20 protein-coding genes are annotated in these 19,174 nt (G+C 55.7%); 16 read left to right on the top strand and 4 right to left on the bottom strand.

What is annotated here, in order from left to right:
• The first annotated feature begins 193 nt into the window (after window positions 1–193).
• From OR601_RS05510 to rfbA, 5 genes are all read left to right on the top strand, one after another.
• Window positions 194–466 (top strand): hypothetical protein, encoded by a 273-nt coding sequence (locus OR601_RS05510; protein ID WP_136013143.1) that lies wholly within the window; start codon window positions 194–196, stop codon window positions 464–466.
• A gap of 230 nt (window positions 467–696) precedes the next feature.
• Complete coding sequence (locus OR601_RS05505; protein WP_265591286.1) at window positions 697–1,329, top strand: cyclodeaminase/cyclohydrolase family protein; 633 nt, start codon at window positions 697–699, stop codon at window positions 1,327–1,329.
• On the top strand, window positions 1,322–2,173 hold the full coding sequence (locus OR601_RS05500) for a bifunctional 5,10-methylenetetrahydrofolate dehydrogenase/5,10-methenyltetrahydrofolate cyclohydrolase (protein ID WP_265591285.1): 852 nt from the start codon (window positions 1,322–1,324) through the stop codon (window positions 2,171–2,173). Before OR601_RS05505 ends, OR601_RS05500 begins: the two co-directional genes overlap by 8 nt.
• A 63-nt stretch (window positions 2,174–2,236) precedes the next feature.
• Window positions 2,237–3,052: a nitroreductase family protein gene (locus OR601_RS05495; RefSeq protein WP_265591284.1), complete on the top strand. Its 816-nt coding sequence runs from the start codon at window positions 2,237–2,239 to the stop codon at window positions 3,050–3,052.
• A 237-nt stretch (window positions 3,053–3,289) separates the two neighbouring features.
• Window positions 3,290–4,171 (top strand): glucose-1-phosphate thymidylyltransferase RfbA, encoded by an 882-nt coding sequence (gene rfbA, locus OR601_RS05490; protein WP_136013147.1) that lies wholly within the window; start codon window positions 3,290–3,292, stop codon window positions 4,169–4,171.
• A 95-nt stretch (window positions 4,172–4,266) separates the two neighbouring features.
• On the opposite strand, the gene OR601_RS05485 is transcribed toward rfbA, so the two are convergent.
• Window positions 4,267–5,247, bottom strand: coding sequence for a diacylglycerol/lipid kinase family protein (locus OR601_RS05485; RefSeq protein WP_265591282.1), 981 nt, complete (start codon window positions 5,245–5,247; stop codon window positions 4,267–4,269).
• A 117-nt stretch (window positions 5,248–5,364) separates the two neighbouring features.
• Here OR601_RS05485 and rnd point away from each other — a divergent pair, with 117 nt between their 5' ends.
• The 7 genes from rnd (at window position 5,365) to OR601_RS05450 (ending at window position 11,379) form a co-directional block, all read left to right on the top strand.
• Entirely contained in the window at window positions 5,365–6,495 is a 1,131-nt protein-coding gene (rnd, locus tag OR601_RS05480; protein WP_136013149.1) for a ribonuclease D, read from the top strand.
• 137 nt (window positions 6,496–6,632) lie between these two features.
• Window positions 6,633–7,325, top strand: coding sequence for a zinc metallopeptidase (locus tag OR601_RS05475; protein WP_136013150.1), 693 nt, complete (start codon window positions 6,633–6,635; stop codon window positions 7,323–7,325).
• Window positions 7,326–7,327: 2 nt separating this feature from the next.
• Window positions 7,328–8,743, top strand: a complete 1,416-nt coding sequence (gene xseA / locus OR601_RS05470; protein WP_265591281.1) for an exodeoxyribonuclease VII large subunit — start codon at window positions 7,328–7,330, stop codon at window positions 8,741–8,743.
• A 45-nt stretch (window positions 8,744–8,788) separates the two neighbouring features.
• Complete coding sequence (gene xseB / locus OR601_RS05465; protein WP_265592383.1) at window positions 8,789–9,046, top strand: exodeoxyribonuclease VII small subunit; 258 nt, start codon at window positions 8,789–8,791, stop codon at window positions 9,044–9,046.
• A gap of 84 nt (window positions 9,047–9,130) precedes the next feature.
• Window positions 9,131–9,472, top strand: coding sequence for a histidine triad nucleotide-binding protein (locus OR601_RS05460; RefSeq protein WP_136013153.1), 342 nt, complete (start codon window positions 9,131–9,133; stop codon window positions 9,470–9,472).
• Window positions 9,473–9,557: 85 nt separating this feature from the next.
• Window positions 9,558–9,995, top strand: coding sequence for a C-GCAxxG-C-C family protein (locus OR601_RS05455; RefSeq protein WP_136013154.1), 438 nt, complete (start codon window positions 9,558–9,560; stop codon window positions 9,993–9,995).
• Window positions 9,996–10,209: 214 nt separating this feature from the next.
• A complete protein-coding gene (locus OR601_RS05450) occupies window positions 10,210–11,379 on the top strand; it encodes an acetate/propionate family kinase (RefSeq protein WP_136013155.1) in 1,170 nt (389 codons plus the stop codon).
• A 199-nt stretch (window positions 11,380–11,578) separates the two neighbouring features.
• On the opposite strand, the gene OR601_RS05445 is transcribed toward OR601_RS05450, so the two are convergent.
• On the bottom strand, window positions 11,579–12,298 hold the full coding sequence (locus tag OR601_RS05445; RefSeq protein WP_265591280.1) for a GntR family transcriptional regulator: 720 nt from the start codon (window positions 12,296–12,298) through the stop codon (window positions 11,579–11,581).
• 240 nt (window positions 12,299–12,538) lie between these two features.
• Here OR601_RS05445 and OR601_RS05440 point away from each other — a divergent pair, with 240 nt between their 5' ends.
• Complete coding sequence (locus tag OR601_RS05440; RefSeq protein ID WP_265591279.1) at window positions 12,539–13,474, top strand: type I phosphomannose isomerase catalytic subunit; 936 nt, start codon at window positions 12,539–12,541, stop codon at window positions 13,472–13,474.
• A gap of 139 nt (window positions 13,475–13,613) precedes the next feature.
• Here OR601_RS05440 and OR601_RS05435 read toward each other — a convergent pair whose 3' ends face one another.
• On the bottom strand, window positions 13,614–14,501 hold the full coding sequence (locus tag OR601_RS05435) for an aldose 1-epimerase family protein (RefSeq protein ID WP_136013158.1): 888 nt from the start codon (window positions 14,499–14,501) through the stop codon (window positions 13,614–13,616).
• Between the two features lie 180 nt (window positions 14,502–14,681).
• On the opposite strand from OR601_RS05435, the gene OR601_RS05430 reads away from it, so the two are divergent.
• The 3 genes from OR601_RS05430 to OR601_RS05420 are packed head-to-tail and all read left to right on the top strand — an operon-like array spanning window position 14,682 to window position 18,219.
• Window positions 14,682–15,707, top strand: coding sequence for a Gfo/Idh/MocA family protein (locus tag OR601_RS05430; RefSeq protein ID WP_265591278.1), 1,026 nt, complete (start codon window positions 14,682–14,684; stop codon window positions 15,705–15,707).
• Window positions 15,708–15,762: 55 nt separating this feature from the next.
• Window positions 15,763–16,791, top strand: coding sequence for an ABC transporter substrate-binding protein (locus OR601_RS05425; protein ID WP_136013160.1), 1,029 nt, complete (start codon window positions 15,763–15,765; stop codon window positions 16,789–16,791).
• Window positions 16,792–18,219, top strand: a complete 1,428-nt coding sequence (locus tag OR601_RS05420) for an ATP-binding cassette domain-containing protein (RefSeq protein WP_265591277.1) — start codon at window positions 16,792–16,794, stop codon at window positions 18,217–18,219.
• On the opposite strand, the gene OR601_RS05415 is transcribed toward OR601_RS05420, so the two are convergent.
• The gene (locus OR601_RS05415; RefSeq protein WP_167604362.1) at window positions 18,216–19,034 is read right to left on the bottom strand and encodes a 4Fe-4S binding protein; all 819 of its coding nucleotides are present in this window, start codon (window positions 19,032–19,034) and stop codon (window positions 18,216–18,218) included. The two genes, OR601_RS05420 and OR601_RS05415, sit on opposite strands and share 4 nt — an antisense overlap.
• Between the last annotated feature and the right edge of the window lie 140 nt (window positions 19,035–19,174).

The raw sequence follows: 19,174 nt of genomic DNA, 5'->3' as shown, positions 1-19,174 counted from the left end.
GGGCCCTTTTTCCTGCGTAGCCTTCAAGATAGGCTCCTAGGTACATATATTTCAGAAAAAATGCGACAAAGCTGAACGCATACTGGCCGTTCACGGACTCATCCTTGCCGTTGGCAATTGTGTATAGTCCCTTCATAAACCTTGTGTCCTCCCATTTCAAAATGAAAGCATCACTACCTAAGGGGAGGAATATATGTCCTGGGTTGTTCTAAATGAGAACTACGCTGCGAATTCGTCCACTAAAACCATCGTGCGCCGGGCGCTGCAGACCACCGGTATCACCGATGATGAGTATACCGTGTGCGATGATCCGCTTACCCGTAGCTCCAATCGTGGCGTGCAATTCGCGTCCTTCGACGAGCGTGTGCGCGCTGGCTATCGTGGCGGCACTGAGCGTGTGATCCTGCCTCACGGCATGGAGTTTGAAGACGCTCTTGAGACGGTGCGTTTCTACGGCATGATCTAGCTTCTAAAGGCCTCTTGGGCAACGCGCAACCCAAGAGGCAAGAGCGCTCTCATCTTGTGCCCCCCTAATAGGCGGCCCGGCTCAAGTCGGGTCGCTTTTCTTATGTCGAACCTTATCGAGTGCACCCAGCCTCTGGGGTACCCTTAGATGGCACAGAAAAAGGCGCGCGGTTGCTGCGAAAGCGCTTCTGCGACCCTCACCTAAGTTTCTTACTGTCAAAAGGGGTGGCCATGAGCTGGGATAGATCCATCAACGACTATTTGGAAGAGCTGGGCTCTCCCTCTCCTGCGCCTGGCGGGGGTGCTTCGAGCGCCTTAGCGGCGGCCATTGGCGCCGCCCAACTGCAGATGGTGGTGGAGCTTACACTGCAAAACTCCCGATACCAGCAGGTATGGCCCCAAATGGAGGAGCATACAAGCCATCTTCAAGTTCTGCGCAAGCGCTTTTTGGAGCTTGCCGATGAGGACGCTCAAGGCTACCAGGCCGTGGCTGCTGCGCTTAAACTCCCGCGCAATACCCCAGAACTTGCCGAGAAGCGCGCAGCCGTCCTAGAGGCAAATCTTTATGCTGCTACACGGGCGCCCTTGGCCATTATGGAGCTGGCTGCCCAAGCGCTTTTTCTGTGCCAAAAGATCGCCGCGGAGGGCACATCAATGGCAGCATCCGATGTCACGGTAGCAGCAGCTCTTTTACGAGCGGCAATCGATGGCGCCGCTGCTACCACGCTGGCTAATACCTGTTGGATGCAGGATCGCTCGCTGGCCCAGCGAATCAACCGGCAGCTCGACCAGCTACGCAGGCAAGGAGACGGTGAGGCTCGAAACGCCATGGACCTTGCCGAGAAAGGACTCCGCCGTGATTGAGCTTAAAGGTAAGCCTGTGGCTGATGCGTTGATGAGCGCCTTGTCTGTCCGCGTGCAGGCTCTTGCAGACAGAGGGGTGACCCCACAGCTCGCCATCGTCGAGGTGGGGGATGACTCGGCGAATCGCTGGTATCGGCAGGCTGCCATTCGGCGGCTTGAAGCCGCCCATTGCAAGGTGGCGGTGATCTCTTTGAGCGATAAGGCAACCCAGCCAGAACTCAATGAGACCCTGGATCGCCTCTCGGCCGACGACCAGATCCATGGCATCCTGCTGCTCAGGCCTCTGCCCGCGCATCTCGATGAACAAGAGGCTGCCGATCACGCCTCTGCGCTCAAAGATGTCGACGGCATGAGCGATGCGAGCTTGGCGGGGGTGTTTCTCGGCAATCCGGGCGTGTTCGCTCCTTGCACTGCAGATGCTGTCATTCGACTTCTTAACCATTACGGCTTTGAGTATCGGGGGAGCCGAGCCAGCGTGCTGGGCCGCTCGGCAGTGGTGGGGCGTCCTGTGGCTTCTTTGCTGCTGGCGCGCGACGCTACGGTGACTCAGGCCCATTCAAAGACACCGAGTCTCAAGGATGCCTGCTCGCAGGCTGATCTTGTGGTAAGCGCGATGGGGGTTTTGGGCGCATTGGATCAGGAGGTGCTCCCTTCTGGTTGTTGGCTTGTAGACGTGTCGTGCAACAGCCGTGAAGACGGATCGATGGCCGGCGATGCGGTGTGGGATCGCCTGGGTGATATAGCTGCAGCGACGCCGGTTCCTGGAGGAGTGGGCGCGGTGACTACGGCAGTCCTGGCGGAGCACCTGGTTTCTGCCGCAGAGCGTCAGAACGCCCATTTTTAGCGGTAGTTGCCAAAGGCTTTGAGCGGTCGGGAGAGACTTCTCGAAGCGAGAGAGGAGAGCCTAATGACCGCAGATGACCCCCAAAACCCGCTGCCAGATTCTCTATTGGCGTCCACTGTCACTACCCGAGAGTTGCAAGAGAGAAAATCGGTGCGCGTCTTTAGGCCTGAGCCGCTGAGCCCTCAGGTGCGCGAATCTATCTTAGAAGCAGCTTTTGAGGCGCCTACGGCAGGCAATCAGCAGCTTTATTCAATTATCGAAATCAAAGACGAGAAGATCCGGCAAAAGCTCGCGCTTCTCTGCGACGATCAGCCTTTTATTGATGCCGCCCCGTTGGTGCTGGCTTTTGTGGCCGACTGCCGCTATTGGCCGCAGATCTATAGGGCCGCCGGTGCCGAGAAGATCCGACAGCCAGGCGTGGGGGACCTTCTGCTGGCTGTAGATGACACTTTGATCGCAGCGCAAAATGCAGTGAGTGCTGCGTGGTCGCTAGGGGTGGGATCTTGCTACATAGGCGACTTCATGGAAAACGCCGAGGCTATGCGTGAGCTGCTCCATCTGCCATCCTTTGTGTTTCCGGCCACTCTGGTGGTCTTTGGCTATCCCACTCAAAAGCAGCTGGAGCGTCAGAAGCCGTCACGCTCTCCCGAGTGCGCCATGGTGATGGTGGATAGCTATCAAGACAGGTCCCCAGAAGATCTTCATGAGATTGTGGGGGCACGCAGGGGTTCTCAAGATTTTGAGTCCTGGGCGCAGGCGTTCTGTGCACGCAAGTACAACTCCGATTTCTCGCGGGAAATGACCAGGTCGGTGGGAGTATATCTTGCAGATTTTGATAACTCTGGCAATGGGGAGCTTGATCTTTCTGCATTAGGCTAAGAAGCTTAATGAACAAAAGAAGGTATGGCTATTTGTCGATTAGCCTGCTGGCTGAAATGGCAGATAGCTTTGGGCCAGGCTGGTAAGTCCCTCTATTGTCAACCGCTATACTTATACTAGATGCTGTGTTCGTGGCATCAATGGGTTTCTTCTATTCGCGCTCATGACGATTCTTCCGATTCGTCATACATAATTGTTTGTAGAACCTCTGACCCGGGAAAGGGAGGTCCTTCTGTAATGAAAGGTATCGTTCTGGCGGGCGGCCACGGTAAGCGCATGTATCCCATTACTCGAGCCACCTCTAAGCAGCTGTTGCCTGTGTATGACAAGCCGCTGATCTATTACTCCATGTCGGTGCTGCTCGAGGCTGGTATTCGCGACATTCTCATCATCTCCAAGCCAGAGCACCTGGGCGCGTTCCAAGAGCTTTTTGGCGACGGCAGCCAGCTTGGCATCAATCTTTCCTATAAGCCCCAGCCCACTCGTGGCGGCATTGCAGAGGCCTTGGTGATCGCTTCTGACTTCATCGCGGGTGACGAAGTGGCTTTGGTCCTGGGCGACAACGTCTTCTACGGCTCTGGCTTCGCAAAGAAGCTCGCCCGTGCCATCGACAACGCCAAGGCCGGGTATGCCACCATCTTTGGCTACCGTGTTGATGACCCCCAGCATTTTGGGGTAGTGGACTTTGACGATGCAGGCAATGCCATTTCTTTGGAGGAGAAGCCCGCTGAGCCTCGCTCCAATTATTGCGTTACCGGCCTCTACTTCTATGACAAGGGTGTGGGCGACTACGTAAGTCGTCTGCAGCCCTCCACCCGTGGAGAGCTTGAGATTACCGATCTCAACCGTATGTATCTTGAGGATAAAAAACTCAAGGTCGAGCAGCTGGATCGCGGCTTTGCTTGGTTTGATACCGGTACCGTCGATTCTCTCTTCGCAGTGGGCGAGTACATCCGCGTAGTGCAAGAGGCTACCGGCGTCAAAGTTGCTGCGCTCGAAGAGATCGTCTACGACGCTGGCTGGATCAAACGAGCCCAACTGCTTAAGCTGGCAGACGGTCTCAAGAAGACCGAGTATGGTCGCTACCTCGAGAAGATCGCCTTGTCTACTCGTCGTTAAAAGGTTGGCTTGACGCCAAGAAATGCCTAAACAAAGCCCTGGAGCTTCAGTGGGAGCTTCAGGGCTTTTGCTGGTAAGGCATAGGATGCGAAGCTCTAAGAATGGGGGAACGCTTCAATTTCCGATCCAGGGAATCGAGGCTCGAGATCGTCGTGATCTTGGGGGTAGTAGGGAGAGAACGAGTCCACAATAACCGATACGCGCTCTGGCAGTACTCGCGCTGAGAATTGTGAGATCTCATAATCGAGAGCATCGCCATCGATCTGTAGAGGTATGGGCTTGCTGGAGCTTACATGCACTCGCTTGGTACGGAAACGCTCCAGACGAGGACGTCCTAAATTGGCCCCATGATGATCGATAAGGCCAAAGAGCAAGGGACGCAATAGTCCTACGGCGTCATTAGTTTCCAGTACGATGACATCGAGCAGCCCGTCATCCAGCCTACAATCGGGCATGATCTCTATGTCCCCTTGAATCATGGCGCAATTGGCTACGATGCAGGCAATGCCTTCGCGTACCACCGTTTGGTCGTCCAGCTCTATGGTAAAGGTCACTACTGGTGGATGGCTGTTGTCAAAAGCTGCGAGGAAGTAGGCACTTTCGCCCATGGCCTTTTTGTTGGGTACGGCCGCACGCATAAGACTTGCGTCAAAGCCAGAACCCGTCATCAAAGTAAAACCGCAATGGTGTTCTTGTCCTTGAGGATCTGCCCAGCTTATCCCTCCTAGATCGCAGTCAAACGTACGACCGATGCGGCAGGCTCGCGCCACTGCTGCAGGTTCAGGCGAATTACCTAGATTGGAGAAGAACAGATTGGCTGTGCCCGAGGGAAAGACGCAGACATTCAAATCCTTGTCTTTTGCGGCGTAAAGGAGAGAGGCAGTGGTGCCATCTCCTCCTGAGATGACCACTTGGTCAAACTCCTCTGCATCCTTAAGCGCATCTTCTGCATTCCATCCATCGCTCAAGGAGCGGAATTCGCAAGAATCTCCAGGGTGGGTGATGCTTCGCACAAACATATAGATAGCGTCGGAACTGAATCCGGCTTTTTCATTATGTAGAATCAGGGATCTCATAGAGAGCCCTCACCTTCGCTTTTCTGCCCGTCGTGTCTTGACCGATTATAGAGAGGTTAGCAAGGGCCGCCCAGCGTGACCATCACCTAAAGCCCCACTTCTTATGGGAGTCGCATTTTGTTAATCGATACACCTCAGCAGCTTTCCTCGTTTTGCGAGCGTGCAGCTTCCTCTCCAATTCTTGCGGTAGACACTGAGTTCCTACGAGAAAAAACCTACTATCCCACACCCTGTCTGTTGCAAGTGGGTACCGCTGAAGAGCAGGCGGCCATCGACGTTATTCGTCTAAAGGACTTAGATCTTTTAGAAGAGTTGCTGTTCGACCGCACGGTTCCCAAAGTCATCCATGCCTGTAGCCAGGACCTTGAGGTATTCGTCCGGCTGTTTGGGAAGATCCCAGAACCCATCTTTGATACGCAGGTGGCTGCTGCCTATGCCGGCTATCGTATGCAAATAGGCTACGGTCCTTTAGTGGAAGCCATTTGCGGAATCCACCTCCCAAAAAGTCAAAGCCTTACAGATTGGTCAAGGCGCCCCCTAGACCCTATGCAGGTGGGGTATGCAGAAGATGACGTGCGGTATCTGCCCGCCGTCTACAAATGCTTGATGGATAAGCTCGTCGAGCTGGATCGATTGAGCTGGGTATTGCCGGAAATGCAGGCTTTGAGCGTCAATGAAGTAGGTGGCCATGATCCCGCGAGCGCATACCTGCATGTTAAACGCATCGGTACGCTCACTCGTACACAGCTCGCGGTTGCAAGGGAACTCGCAGCCTGGCGTGAGCGAAAAGCTGCAAAACGTAACATTCCTCGAAAATGGCTTTTGTCTGACGAAGTAGTGATAGAGATTTCCAAACTAATGCCTACTACCGTTGAGCGTCTTCGAAGCATTCGAGGGGTAGTGGGCCTAAGCGAGAAGGATGCCCATGCAGTGATCGTGGCTGTGGGGCTTGGTAAAAAGTGTAAACCCGTAGATCTGCCGCCAGTCCCCAAGCATAGGCGTTCGACTCCCGAGGAAGAATGCGTGGTAGATCTCATGCATGCCTATATGAGGGTGATTTCTGAGCATACAGGCATTGCAGGTCCGCTTATGGCTAGCCGCGACGACTTGCTCGACTTTATGAAAGACCCAGAGAGCACCAAGCTCTCTGAGGGATGGAGGGAAGAGGTTCTAGGCAAGCCGTTGCGAAATCTTTTGGCGGGCCAAGTGGGGCTTACCGTAAAGGACAACCATGTGGAACTTCTTTAGCAAGCCATAGCTGACGCATCCTTTAGAAGCATGTTTCTAAAATCGCAATACGAACACATGTTCTAAATGTGCACTGGTGTAGAATGTGACTTCAATGACAGGGTCTCTAACCGTGCCCCCTGTAGGTGGAGGTATTCATGCCGTATTTTTATATGGGTTATAACGGCTCTTACTTTTTGCTCGTTATTGTCTCTCTTGTGCTGGGTGGTCTTACTCAGTGGTACATCAACAGTACCTATCGCAAGTGGTCTCGGGTCCCTTTAGGTACCTCGAGGACAGGCGCTGACGTTGCTCGTGCCATGCTTGCAGCCAATGGCGTTGATGGTGTAGGTATCGAGCCTGTTCCCGGGGAGCTCACAGACCACTTCGACCCTCGTGACAACTCTCTTCATCTGTCCCCTGCAAATTTCCAGGGCAGCTCTGTGGCTTCGGTAGCCGTAGCCTGCCACGAGGCAGGGCATGCAGTGCAGTTTGATAAGGGCTATGTTCCAGGGCGCATCCGCACCGCCTTGGTCCCTGTAGTGAACTTCGCGAGCAATGTCTGGATGATCGTCTTTATTATCGGCATCTCGATGGCTATGAGTGGACTTATCAATCTGGCAATTATACTTTTTGCCGCTTCGGTGCTCTTCCAACTTGTAACGCTGCCTGTGGAGTTTGACGCATCCCGCCGCGCGCTCTCTTATATTTCTCAGGCTGGCTTTAGCCAAGAGGTGGTCACTGGTTCTCGACAAGTGCTGTTTGCAGCTGCGCTTACCTATGTAGCTGCAGCATTGGTCTCTTGCTTGCAACTGCTGTATCTCTTGGGCCAGACCAACAACAGGGATTAGTCATGGCGGAGCCCATCTCGGTATCTGAGGCACTCAACAAGGCAAAAGCTGTCCTCGAGACGGTTCCTACGCTTACGGTGATAGGTGAGGTTACCTCTTTTCGAGGGCCCACCAATCGAGGCCATTGCTATTTTCAGATCAAAGATGGTCTTTGCTCTATGAATGTGGTGGTATGGGCGAGTATTTATCGCTCACTGCCCATACCTCTCGAAGACGGTCTTGAGATCGTTGTACGAGGAAAATTCTCGATTTATCCTAACCGCGGATCATTCGACTTCATTGTAAGTCAGGTGGCTCTTCGAGGCGATGGATTGCTGCGCCAAAAGGTACGCCTGCTCAAAGCCAAGCTTGATGCAGAGGGGCTTACAAGCCCTTCGCACAAGCGGCGGGTTCCAGTATTCTGCGAACGTGTGGCAGTGGTCACTTCTCTTACGGGATCTGTAATAGAAGACGTAAAGCGTACGCTTGCGGATCGCAACCCGTTAGTAGCCATCGACGTCTTTGGAACTATGGTGCAGGGCGTAGATGCCCCTGGGTGCATTGTGGACGCCTTGGAAAAGGCCGCCGCTTCCAAACCTGACGCTATTCTTTTAGTGCGTGGCGGTGGCTCCTACGAAGACTTGATGACCTTCAATGATGAGCGCGTGGCGCGAGCCATAGCTGCCTGCCTGGTCCCTGTGGTGACAGGTATAGGCCATGAGCCAGATGTCACCATTGCAGATGATGTGGCTGATCGACGAGAGTTGACACCCACGGCAGCCGCAGCTTCTGTCGCCCCCTCTATAGGACAGCTTACCGATAAGATCGATGAGCGTGATGGGCGCCTCTGTCGCGCGATGAATCTCATATTTGAGCGTGCCTCTGTGCATCAAGAAGAGCAGGCCTATAATTTGGATCGAGCGATCGACAAGTTTTTGGCGACTATAGAAGCCCAGATCAACAGCTGGGCTGCAAAGCCTGTGCTGGTTGCTCCACAAGGTCTTGTGCAGGTGCAAAAGTCTCAAGTGGATGTGCTGTCACACTCCTTTGAGGTAGCTGCTCAAGCGTACTTCCACAAAACCAGGGAGAGTGTTTCTCGGCAGGCAACAGAACTAGATCGATCGTCAGTCAATCTAGTCTCTCAATTTGAAGTCCCCTGCTCTTCGCTGGCCACTCGTCTTCAGTTGGTAGAGAAGACGCTTTTTGTGGGGTATGAGGCGTTTTTAAGACAGGCACAGGCATCACTAGATGCCCTCTCTCCCGAGCGTGTATTAGAGCGTGGATATGCCATAGTGCAAGATACTCAAGGACATGTGATCGAAGACCCAATGATGGCGCTTCCCGGTACAGCAATCAACGTGCAGATGGCTCGGGGGCATATTGGGGCCCAAGTGGTTTCGGTTATGCCGTCTAAAGAAGATCCATCTGAAGAGGAGTGATCTTTCAGTTGGTCTCAAAGGAAAGGGAAGGACATGGATACTTCAATGCCCTATCAAAATAGTAACTCTAGCGACGCCTATGAGCTGAATGCCGCTCCCGTGGAAGAGCTGTCGTTCAAGCAAGCCTCCATTGAGCTGGAACACATTGTGTCTGCTCTAGAGAATGGCTCATTGGAGTTGGAGGCCGCACTCGATTATTATCGCAGGGGCGTAGAGCTTCTCTCGAGCCTGCGCGAGCGTCTTGCCACTGCAGAGCAGCAGGTGCAGGTGCTCTATGATGCTTCAGCTTCCAATCAAGGCTAATTGTGATTCTATTCAAATGGTATTCGTTGGCAGTGAACTGCATGCATGAAAGCCTGTGGTTGTAGACGTTGATGGGGGAGAGATATGGAAGATTGCATCTTTTGCAAAATTGCTAACGGTGAGATCGATGCAGACGTGGTCTACGAAGACGAGCTGGTGACTGCTTTTCGCGACCTTTCGCCTCAAGCACCGGTGCATGTGCTTGTAGTGCCAAAGAAACACTATGATTCGCTGATCGACAACATTCCTGCTGAGACTCTTGAGGCTATGGTTTCTGCAGTAGCCAAGGTGGCTGAGTCTGAGGGCATTGCCAAGAGCGGTTTTCGCTGCATCACCAATACGGGAAAAGATGCTGGCCAAACAGTCCATCACGTACACATTCATGTGTTGGGCGGCAAAGATTTGGGTGAGGGTCTTTTAGCCTAAGCGGCTAGACCTATCGAAGAGGCCTGAGGTAAAGAGGGATGCTTTTGGCCTCATAACAAACTAGTAGTGAAGAGAGGACCACACCATGAGTTGGACTCCTACACGCGAAGAGGTCGTCGAAGACGCTTCCAACCGTCATCTGTCGGGCAGCAACTGCGCTCAATCGGTAGCTTGTGCACTGGCGCCTCTTACAGATCTGACGGTAGATCAGCTCTTCAGCGCCACCGAGGGCTTGGGTCTGGGCATGGGCTCGATGGCCGGTACCTGCGGCGCTATTTCTGGCGCCTGCATTGTGGCTGGCTGTATGAATTCCTGCGGTGACCCAGACAATCCCACCACAAAGAAGTCCACCTATGCGATTTGCCGCAAGTTGATGGATGCCTATGATGAGCAAGTGGGCTCTGTGACCTGTGCAGCTATCAAGGGTCGTACGGGCGGCCCTATCCTTATGCCTTGCCACGAATGTGTGCGCACAGCTGCTGGTATTGCCTATGACATCCTGGTGGCGCCACAAAACCAATAGCGTGCATGAGGAATACCGTCTCTCTGGCTGACGGGGTGGTTCGAGAGGGGAACTTCCAAAATAGTCATACTCAATGGCCTCTCATCCTCGTCTTGGGTCAAAGTTGTATAGAGGTAAATAGTCTTTATGGCCTAAGCACTACTCTGTATCATGGATGAGTCGCTAATTCAGCGGCGCCAATGGACGTCTCGCGCCATTAGAAAAGAGGAAATCTATGAACGTACTGGTGATCAATGCCGGCAGCTCTTCGCTTAAGTACCAGCTGCTCAATGTAGATACCGGGGAGGTATTTGCCAAGGGCAACGCAGAGCGTATTGGTATTGACGGTTCTTTTATCGGCCACCAGGAAAAGGGTGGCGATAAAGAGAAACTCGTGGTAGAGCTGCCTGATCACAAGACCGCTATCAAGCACATCTTCGAGATCATCGACGGTCTGGGCGTGCAGGTTGACGGCATTGGTCATCGCGTGGTGCAGGGCGGTTGGTACTTTCCCAGCTCTGCTGTGGTAGACGATGTGGCACTGGCCCAGGTTCGCGAGGTGGCTCCTCTGGCTCCTTTGCACAATTACGCAGAGGCAGATGTCGTGCAGATCTGCCGTGAGCTCTATCCTGAGCTGGGTAATGTCATTGTGCCTGACACCGCTTTCCATTACGACATGCCTGAGCGCGCTTGGCGCTATGCGCTGCCTCGCGACGTGGTGGACAGGCTGCATATCCGCAAGTATGGCGCCCACGGAACCTCTCACCGTTTTATTTGGCGTGCTGTCAACAAGTTCAGTGAGGGCAAAGTTCACAAGCTCGTCTCGTGTCACCTGGGGTCGGGCGCCTCGCTCTGTGCTATCGAGGATGGCCACTCCATGGACACCACCATGGGCCTCACTCCTCTGGACGGCCTTATTATGGGCACCCGTACCGGTACGCTCGATCCTGCTACGGTCTTCTACCTCCAACGCGTTGGAGGCTATACCGTGGATGAGGTCGACACCATGATGAACAAGCAGTCCGGCCTGGCTGCACTCTCCGCTATCTCCAGCGACTCCCGCGACATCGAGGAGGCTGCCGAGAAGGGCGATGCCAACGCAGAGTTGGCTCTGGATATGTTCGCCTATCGTTGCGCTCAGTTGGTGCTGGAGATGGCTCAGGCCATGGAAGGCTTCGATACTATGGCCTTCTCTGCCGGCATTGGCGAGAACTCCGACGACATGCGCGCACGCATCTGCGAGAAGCTGGGCTGGATGGGTGTCAAGATCGATGCTCAGAAGAATGCCATCCGCTCGGACGAAATCCGCGACATCTCGGCAGAAGACTCTAAGATCCGTGTTTTGGTCGTGCCTACCAACGAGGAACTCATGATCGCCATGGACGTGCAGGAGCTTCTGAGCTAAGGCTTAGTGCTACGCGTCCACACGCGTCTTACAAAAAGCGTTTTACAAGAAAGAAGAGCGTCGCTTCCACTGGGGAGCGGCGCTCTTCGCTGTTGCAAGACAGTCTTTTGCCAAAAGGAAGGCGAGGGAGGTGGCGAGATGGCAAGGATGAAAGCGATCTGCGGATCTGCGAGCAGGTGGTTAATCTGCGAACCGGTGCTTAGGAGGTGTGAGTGTCCACGCAGCGGAAGCTCCAGTCGCGCGTATCGCGATGGAGGATGGAATACTCGAAGAGGCGCCCGTCAGACAAGAAGGTCACCTGGTCGATCTCTAAGAGCGGCGTCTCTTTGGGCAAGGAGAGCCAGATGCGCTCGTTCAAGGTGGGCATGACTGCACGAATGGAGCGGTGCGTGGAGGATACGGTGAGGCCCAGACCCACTTCTATATGATGGTAGATAGAGATCTGCGCCTGGGCGCGTGTGAGGTTTGGCACGATGGATACGGGGATCCAGGTGTAGGTGACCGCGCTCTGAGAGTTGTTCACAGAACGAATGCGCTCGATATGATAGACCTGGGTGCCCACAGGGACGCGGAGGCGATGGGCGACCTTGTCGGTAGCCTCTACGATCTCAAAGGTGAGCATCTGGGTTTCTACCTCGCCGCCCTGAGTCTTGGCAGACTCAGAGTAGCTCTCTACGATCTGGCTGATGCCCGCAGAGTCTGTAGGATCGACGTCTTTCACATAGGTGCCGGAGCCGCGGCGCTTGATGATAAGGCCCTGGTCTGAGAGCACGTCCATGGCCTTGCGAATGGTAATGCGCGACACGTCGTAGGCAGAGCAGAGCATGTCGGTGGTGGGAAGCTTGGATTGAGGGGCATATTGGCCATTGCAAATCTTTTGCGCAATGTCTTTGGCGACCTCCGAATACTTGAATGACACGGTCTCACCTTCCCATCAAACGTTATTTGTCTTTCAGTGTAGTCTTTCTTAAAGGATAAAAGGAGTCCGCTGAAAGAACCATGAGGGTGTGATGGCTATCAGAGATATCACTGGTTTTTGGTCCTCTCCGTTGTATTGTGAAGTCAAAAGAAGCGGGTTTGGTCCCAAGGCAAATCGCTTCGATTTATCGGCATTTGTCTGGCCCATTGGCGGCGCGAGCTTAAAAAGGAGCACTTCATCATGGCGGATCTCATTTTCTTAACACCAGTGTTTCACGAGAAGATCTGGGGAGGCCGCAGGCTGGCAACCGAGTTTGGCTTTGATATTCCCGACGGTCCCGTGGGTGAATGCTGGGCCATCGGCGCCCATCCCCATGGTGACTGCACGGTAGAGGGCGGGGAGTTTGCAGGCAAGCGTCTCTCGGAACTCTGGGATGAGAATCCGGAGCTCTTTGGCAATGTGGGAGGCGACCGTTTTCCGCTGCTGGTAAAGATCCTCGATGCCCATGACGACCTCTCGGTGCAGATCCACCCCAACGACGAGTACGCTGCAGAGCATGAGAACGGCAGCCTGGGCAAGCGCGAGTGCTGGTACGTGTTGGATTGCGATCCTGGCGCTACCATTATCGTGGGGCAAAACGCCAAGAGCCCTGAGGAGTTCCGCGAGTTGGTCGATAAGGGCGCTTGGGATCAACTGCTCAATGAGATGCCCATCCATAAGGGCGATTTCTTCCAGATCGATGCCGGCACGGTGCATGCCATCAAGCACGGCACTCTCATTTTGGAGACCCAGCAGTCCAGTGACGTGACCTATCGTCTCTATGATTACGACCGTCTGCAGGACGACGGTACCAAGCGCGAGCTGCACATTGACAAGTCCTGCGACGTGGTTGACTACCGCGTGACGGCTCCCACCTCTGGCCAGGTGGAGCTGGAGTTTAACCCCGACGGGGTGGCGGTTTTGGAGTCCAACAAGGACTACACCGTGGCATTGGTCGAGGTGGATGGCCCAGTTGCCATCCCCCAGGACGCCCCCTACCTCTGCGCCACCGTCATCGATGGGACGGGCAGCGCCAACGGCCATGAGGTTGCCAAGGGCGCCAGCTTCATTGTGCCGGCAACCGTGGAGGCGCTGAGTCTTGACGGCGCCATGCGTCTCATCATGAGCCATCAGTAGACCTTATGGCTTAATTCAGGTAAGCCAAGAGCATCAGGGCCACATATGATACCTAGTGTGCAGGAGGGGCTTCTCGGTATGCCGAGAAGCCCCTCCATCTCTGCCGGTGAGCTTTGGGCCCTTCTGGCACCAATGTTGCCTAGAAGGGGCGCATGGTGAAGGTGCGCTCAAAGGTCTCGCCAGGTTCGAGCATCACGACGCCGCGCTTGTGGGCAAGTTCGTCGTCTTCGGCGGTGCCAGTGGCTGTGCCTGTCCAGGGCTCGATGGCGCAGAAGGGCGCATCGCCGCAGCTCCAAATGCCGCAATAATCAAAGCCGGGAAAGTCCACGGTGATACCGCGGTCGCCTTGGGCGCTTCTGAGGGTCACACAGGAATCTGGGACATCGGTGAGCACCAATGCGTCATGAGCAAAGAGATCATGACGCAGCGGTAGTGTGTCGCTGCCTTCGACGACGGGGACTTCTGCTTCCCAGTCCAACAGATGATCATCGTTGAGCTGGGGAGAGGCGTAAGTCCAGGGGCGGCTAAAAACAAGTTGATAATCTTCGAAGCGCTCGCCGCTCTCAGGGTCTAGAGGTACGTTGAAGGCCGGATGTCCGCCCAGCTGGAAGGGGAGGGGCAGGCTGTCGGTATTGATGACCTTGAAAGTCTGGAGCAACGCTCCCTCATCGGTGATCTCGTAGGTCATTTCCAGCACAAAGTCGTAGGGGAATAACTCCTTTGTCTCCTCTGAGGATTCGAGCCGGAAGGTTACGCTTTTATCGGTAACTGCTTTGATTTGGTGGGTGAACCTGCGAGCTACTCCGTGTTGCGGCATGGCCGCTTCGCCATGGGCAGTGGTGCAACGGTCGTTTCTAAGGGCGCCCACAATAGGAAAAAGAACAGGGGCTCTCCGAGGCCACCAGCGCTCGTCGCCCTGCCAAAGGTATTCCACCCCATCGTGGACAAGGCTCATGAGTTGGGCGCCTTCAGAACTCACGGCAGCACTGAGTTTGGGCGACGAAATGGTTGTGACGGTTTGGGCCATGGGGCTCTCCTCTCGCCTCCGGCTCTACAATGAGCACAGTTGGCTTTACTTTAGGATTTGCAGAGGCACGATGTAAGTCTCGTGGCCTCAAAGCTGGAATTGGGGCAAGAAGTCTAAAAAACCAATGCCAGCCTGGTACAGACCCGCGCTCGGTTGAGCGCCCTTCAAGAAAGGATGTCCATGGCACCTCTACGCCTGGCCACTATTGGCACCTCAATGATTACAGATCAGCTGCTCAAGGCATTGCCCTATGTGGAAGGCGTCACCTTTGCCGGCGCCTACTCTCGCTCGTCCCAGAAGGCCAAGGACTATTCCCGCTCCCACGGTGCTTCGGCCTGGTGGGACTCGCTGGATGAGCTGGCTCAAGACCCGCAGGTGGATGCAGTCTACATCGCCAGCCCCAATATCTGCCATTTCGAGCAGGCAATGCAGATGGTGGAGGCTGGCAAGCATGTGCTGGTAGAAAAGCCGCTATGCTCTACCTTGGTAGAGGCCGAGAAACTCTTTGCCGCCGCAAAGGCCAAGGGTGTGTGCTGCATGGAGGCCATGCGCCTCGCCCACGACCCAGCCTATGAGGCTATCTATCAGGCGTTGCCCAAGCTGGGTACCATCCGTCGCGCCCGTTTTGCCTATGGCAAGTACTCCAGCCGCTACGACTTGGTGCTTGAAGGCACGCAGACCAACATTTTCGATCCTGCCCTGGCCACAGGCGCTTTGATGGACCTGGGCGTCTATCCCATCAATGCTCTGGTGCTGCTTTTTGGCGAGCCTGACGACCTGATGGCCTTTGCAGACACGGTGGACGTTACTGGAAACGATGACCTTATCGATATCTGCGGCAGCGCCATCTTTGACTACCCGTCCATGATTGGCGAAGTGAGCTACTCCAAGGCCACAGACGACCTTTTGCCTACTCAGATCGAGGGCGAGAAGGGCACCATGCTCATCCATGAGATGTCCTCTCCTTCAAAGGTCGAGATCGTCTATCGTGACGGCGCCAAAGAAGAGCTCTCTTGGCGTCAGCGCAAGAATCCCACTACCCATGAAGTTTCAAACCTGGAGTTCGAGCTTCAAGATTTCGTCAATGCGGCGGCAGGCGAGCTGGATCTGGCGCGCTTTACCGGCAATACACTGGTGTCTTTGGGCATTATGGACACCATCCGCCTTCGCGAGGGAATCGTCTTCCCTCATGATGAGGAGGAATAGCCTGCGCTATCCTCAATGGGCTATCAATATAAGCTGCTAAAAGGAGCGTCCCTCTATGACAGGATCGAAGATTGCCAAGGTGCTAGGCGGTCTGTGCGCTGCCAGCCTATGCTTGGCGCTTTTGGGCTGCGGTCAGTCAGCGCAGCCTGCACCACAGCCTAGCGACGATTCTCAGGCTTCCGAGGCTGCCCAGTCCACTCAGGTGCGCGTCGCCTCCCTCAAGGGCCCCACTTCCATTGGCTTGGTGGATCTCATGGAGGATGCCAAGGCCGGCACTTCCGCCAACAGCTATAGCTTTGATATTGTGGGCACTCCTGACGAGGTGGTCCAAAAGGTGGTGAACGGCGATGTGGACATCGCGTTGGTCCCTGCCAATGTGGCCTCGGTGCTCTATAACAAGACCGACGGCAAAGTGCAGGCCATCGATATCAATACGCTCTCCACACTCTCGGTAGTCAGCGCCAACAGCCAGGTGAAGGACTTTTCCGATTTAGCTGGTAAGACGGTTTACCTCACGGGCAAAGGGGCAAGCCCTCAGTATGTGGTAGAGTACTTGCTTTCTCAGGCTGGCATAGCGGATTCTGTGACCTTGGAGTACAAAAGCGAGGCCTCAGAAGCGGTGGCAGCCCTGGCACAGGATCCAACCGCTGCCGCAGTTCTTCCCCAGCCCTTTGCTACGGCTGCCCTAAGCAAAGTGGAGGGGGCAGCTACCGTGGCCGACCTGGGCGATGTGTGGAAGCAGTATGCCCCTCAAGGATCCCAGTTGGTTACCGGCGTCACCATTGTGAGCGCTGATTTTTTGGCCAACCATCCTGAGGCCGTGCAAACCTTTGCCAAAGAGCAAGAGGCCTCGGTCAAGTCGGTGCTGGCAGATCCTCAGGCTGCCGCCTCTTTGGTGGTGAGCTACGGCATCATCGACAATGAATCGGTGGCAGCCAAAGCTATTCCTTCCTGTGGCCTTGCCTGCGTGACGGGTCAGGATATGGAATCCGCCTTGGAGGGTTACCTCTCTGTGCTCTTTGAAGCCAATCCTGCCTCTGTGGGCGGCGGCATGCCTACAGAAGACTTCTATTGGCTTGACTAAATGGCATCCCCTGCAGCTTCTCGTCAGCACTCGACCTCTCGCCGAGTGCTGGCGGTGCTCTTTTGGCTGGCAGCCTGGCAAGCAGCCGCCTGGATAGTGAACAGGCCTTTGCTGCTCTCAGGGCCTTTGGAGACCCTGGCCGCCCTGGGTCAGCTGGTGGTGACGCCTGGCTATTGGGCCTCTGCGGGGCTCTCGGCGCTCCATATCGCGCTGGGCTTTTTTGTGGGGCTGCTTCTAGGGCTCGGGCTTGCGGTGCCTGCCGCCCGCCATCCAGTCCTCGGGTCCTTCTTGGAGCCGCCTCTTCTGGCACTCAAGGCTGTGCCCGTGGCCTGCTTGGTGGTCATCCTCTTGCTCTGGGTCGGGTCTGCAGGAGTAGGTGTGGCCTGCACTTTTATCGTGGTGCTGCCGGCTTATTACTTCTCTGCCCTGGGGGCGCTTCAGTCCCGCAACAAAACTCTAGAAGACGCCCTTTCTGTGCAGGGGCTTCGCGGGAGCCGCAAAGCGTTGGCGCTCCTATGGCCCCAGATGATTGGCTATCTTTCTGCCACTTCGAAAGTATGCGTAGGCATGGCCTGGAAGGCGGGAGTCGCGGCCGAGCTTATCGCCCTATCTGGCATCACCCTGGGCGCCCAGGTCTATCAGGCAAAGCTCCTCTTGGAGACCAGCCAGCTTATGGCCTGGACCGTCACCATCGTGGCGTGTGCCTACCTCTCCGAGCGCCTCTTTTTGGCGCTGCTGGACGCCTCCGCTCAAGCCAGCTTTGCCTGGGTTTTGGCATCCGATGCCCGGGCTGCTGCAGGCCAACAGATTCCGGGGGCCTCTGGCTCTTGGGCTGCCGAGAAGCCCTTGCCTTCAACCGCTGCATCTTTGGCCGTCTCGCACCTACAGGTGACCTATGGTGGCGCCCCTCTGGCAGAGGATTTAAGCTTTGAAGTGACTCCAGGCCAGATCCTTTGTGTGCGCGGGGTCTCAGGAGCTGGCAAGACCACGCTTCTAAAGACGCTTCTAGGATTGGTGCGCCCCGGTGCTGGGAGCCTCAAGGTGCCGGATCAGATGGGTTATATGGGGCAAGAACCCGCACTCATCGAATCTCGCTCTGCCATCGACAACGTGAGGCTTGTGGTTCGCTGCTCCGCCCAAATGGCCCGCGAGGCACTGGCAGAGGTGGGGCTGGAGGCAGTGGCAACTCGTCCGGTGGCCCAACTCTCAGGAGGCCAGCGACGCCGGGTAGAGCTTGTGCGCGCCCTTCTGGCGCCAGGTGCAGCGGTCATTCTTGACGAGCCGTTCTACGGCCTAGACGAGCAGGCACGCCAGCTTGCCTACGGATTCATCCTGGCTCACCAAGACATGCGTCCTTTGGTGGTGGTGGTCCATGACGGGGCAGATGTTCAAGCCTTGGGTGCCTCGGTGCTTGAGGTGGGCGTCTAATCGCGCACTGCTTTGGCGAGGCCGTCGTCGAAGACTCGGATAGGCTGGAATGCGCCGTAAGCACGTTCGAACTCCGGGGTGAGGCGGGCGAGTTTCTCGGCGTCGTCTACTGAGCGAGCTGCCGTAGGACACACAGGAATGCAGCCCATGCAGCCTATGCACCGAGAGGTATCGGTGAGGTAAGGCTCCAGAGGGTCGATGGCATCAGCGGGACAGGCCGCTACGCAAGCCCCGCAGCCTATGCAGCGATCTGGGTCGCAGGCGGCCTTGAAGGCCGGTGTGAGCGGCGGTGTGGTGGGCGCCTCCTGAGAAAAGGGAAGCGGCCCTGCATCAAACACGCTGGCTGCCTGGGAGATTTTCTGAGCGAGTGACGCGCCGATTTCACGATAGTGGGTGAGATCCTCTTTTGTGGGACGGCCTGCTGCCACCGAGGTCACAATGGTGTGCTGGCAGGGGGCTTCGACGGCGGCCTGGGATATGAGACCGTGGGATGCGCACCACAAGCCAAGCTCGGGCAGGCAGGCGCCGCAGCTGCGATTGCCATAGGCGGCCACGAGGATGGCGGGGCTGAAGAGGCCTTGTACCTGGGTAAAGGCCTTCTTTGCCAACGGGGGCATCCGGCCCGCAAAGACCGGCACCCCAATGCATACCAAATCTGTGGGGCTAAGCTCGGGGGCATCGCGCTTTACCGTGAGGTTGGCGACGGCAAGCTCCGCGCCCAGCGCGCGAGAGGCGCCCAAGGCCATCTGGGTGGCGACTTTAAGGGTGGATTTGCAAGGGGAGAAGGCGAGGGCTACACATCTATCAATTTTCATGCCTTCAGCCACCTTTCGAATGCTTACGAAGAACCTGAGATTTAACACTGAGGATATGAATCGCTCTTCAGGTTCCTTCATCATAGAGAGTTGATGGCGCCCGCTGCAGTACAGGACGGTGCCAGACTTTGATACTTATC

It is taken from the genome of Leptogranulimonas caecicola (assembly GCF_023168405.1).
Taxonomy (GTDB): Bacteria; Actinomycetota; Coriobacteriia; order Coriobacteriales; family Atopobiaceae; genus Leptogranulimonas; species Leptogranulimonas caecicola.
This window is presented reverse-complemented; position numbering and strand designations above follow the sequence as displayed.

Bases quoted from the DNA above. Each gene is read 5' to 3' on its own strand.
- OR601_RS05450 (WP_136013155.1), top strand. From the start codon at position 10,210: ATGAACGTACTGGTGATCAATGCCGGCAGCTCTTCGCTTAAGTACCAG.
- xseA (WP_265591281.1), top strand. From the start codon at position 7,328: ATGGCGGAGCCCATCTCGGTATCTGAGGCACTCAACAAGGCAAAAGCT.
- OR601_RS05505 (WP_265591286.1), top strand. From the start codon at position 697: ATGAGCTGGGATAGATCCATCAACGACTATTTGGAAGAGCTGGGCTCT.
- OR601_RS05495 (WP_265591284.1), top strand. From the start codon at position 2,237: ATGACCGCAGATGACCCCCAAAACCCGCTGCCAGATTCTCTATTGGCG.
- OR601_RS05415 (WP_167604362.1), bottom strand. From the start codon at position 19,034: ATGAAAATTGATAGATGTGTAGCCCTCGCCTTCTCCCCTTGCAAATCC.
- OR601_RS05420 (WP_265591277.1), top strand. From the start codon at position 16,792: ATGGCATCCCCTGCAGCTTCTCGTCAGCACTCGACCTCTCGCCGAGTG.
- OR601_RS05440 (WP_265591279.1), top strand. From the start codon at position 12,539: ATGGCGGATCTCATTTTCTTAACACCAGTGTTTCACGAGAAGATCTGG.
- OR601_RS05425 (WP_136013160.1), top strand. From the start codon at position 15,763: ATGACAGGATCGAAGATTGCCAAGGTGCTAGGCGGTCTGTGCGCTGCC.
- OR601_RS05475 (WP_136013150.1), top strand. From the start codon at position 6,633: ATGCCGTATTTTTATATGGGTTATAACGGCTCTTACTTTTTGCTCGTT.
- OR601_RS05485 (WP_265591282.1), bottom strand. From the start codon at position 5,247: ATGAGATCCCTGATTCTACATAATGAAAAAGCCGGATTCAGTTCCGAC.
- OR601_RS05460 (WP_136013153.1), top strand. From the start codon at position 9,131: ATGGAAGATTGCATCTTTTGCAAAATTGCTAACGGTGAGATCGATGCA.
- rfbA (WP_136013147.1), top strand. From the start codon at position 3,290: ATGAAAGGTATCGTTCTGGCGGGCGGCCACGGTAAGCGCATGTATCCC.
- OR601_RS05430 (WP_265591278.1), top strand. From the start codon at position 14,682: ATGGCACCTCTACGCCTGGCCACTATTGGCACCTCAATGATTACAGAT.
- OR601_RS05455 (WP_136013154.1), top strand. From the start codon at position 9,558: ATGAGTTGGACTCCTACACGCGAAGAGGTCGTCGAAGACGCTTCCAAC.
- xseB (WP_265592383.1), top strand. From the start codon at position 8,789: ATGCCCTATCAAAATAGTAACTCTAGCGACGCCTATGAGCTGAATGCC.
- OR601_RS05510 (WP_136013143.1), top strand. From the start codon at position 194: ATGTCCTGGGTTGTTCTAAATGAGAACTACGCTGCGAATTCGTCCACT.
- OR601_RS05435 (WP_136013158.1), bottom strand. From the start codon at position 14,501: ATGGCCCAAACCGTCACAACCATTTCGTCGCCCAAACTCAGTGCTGCC.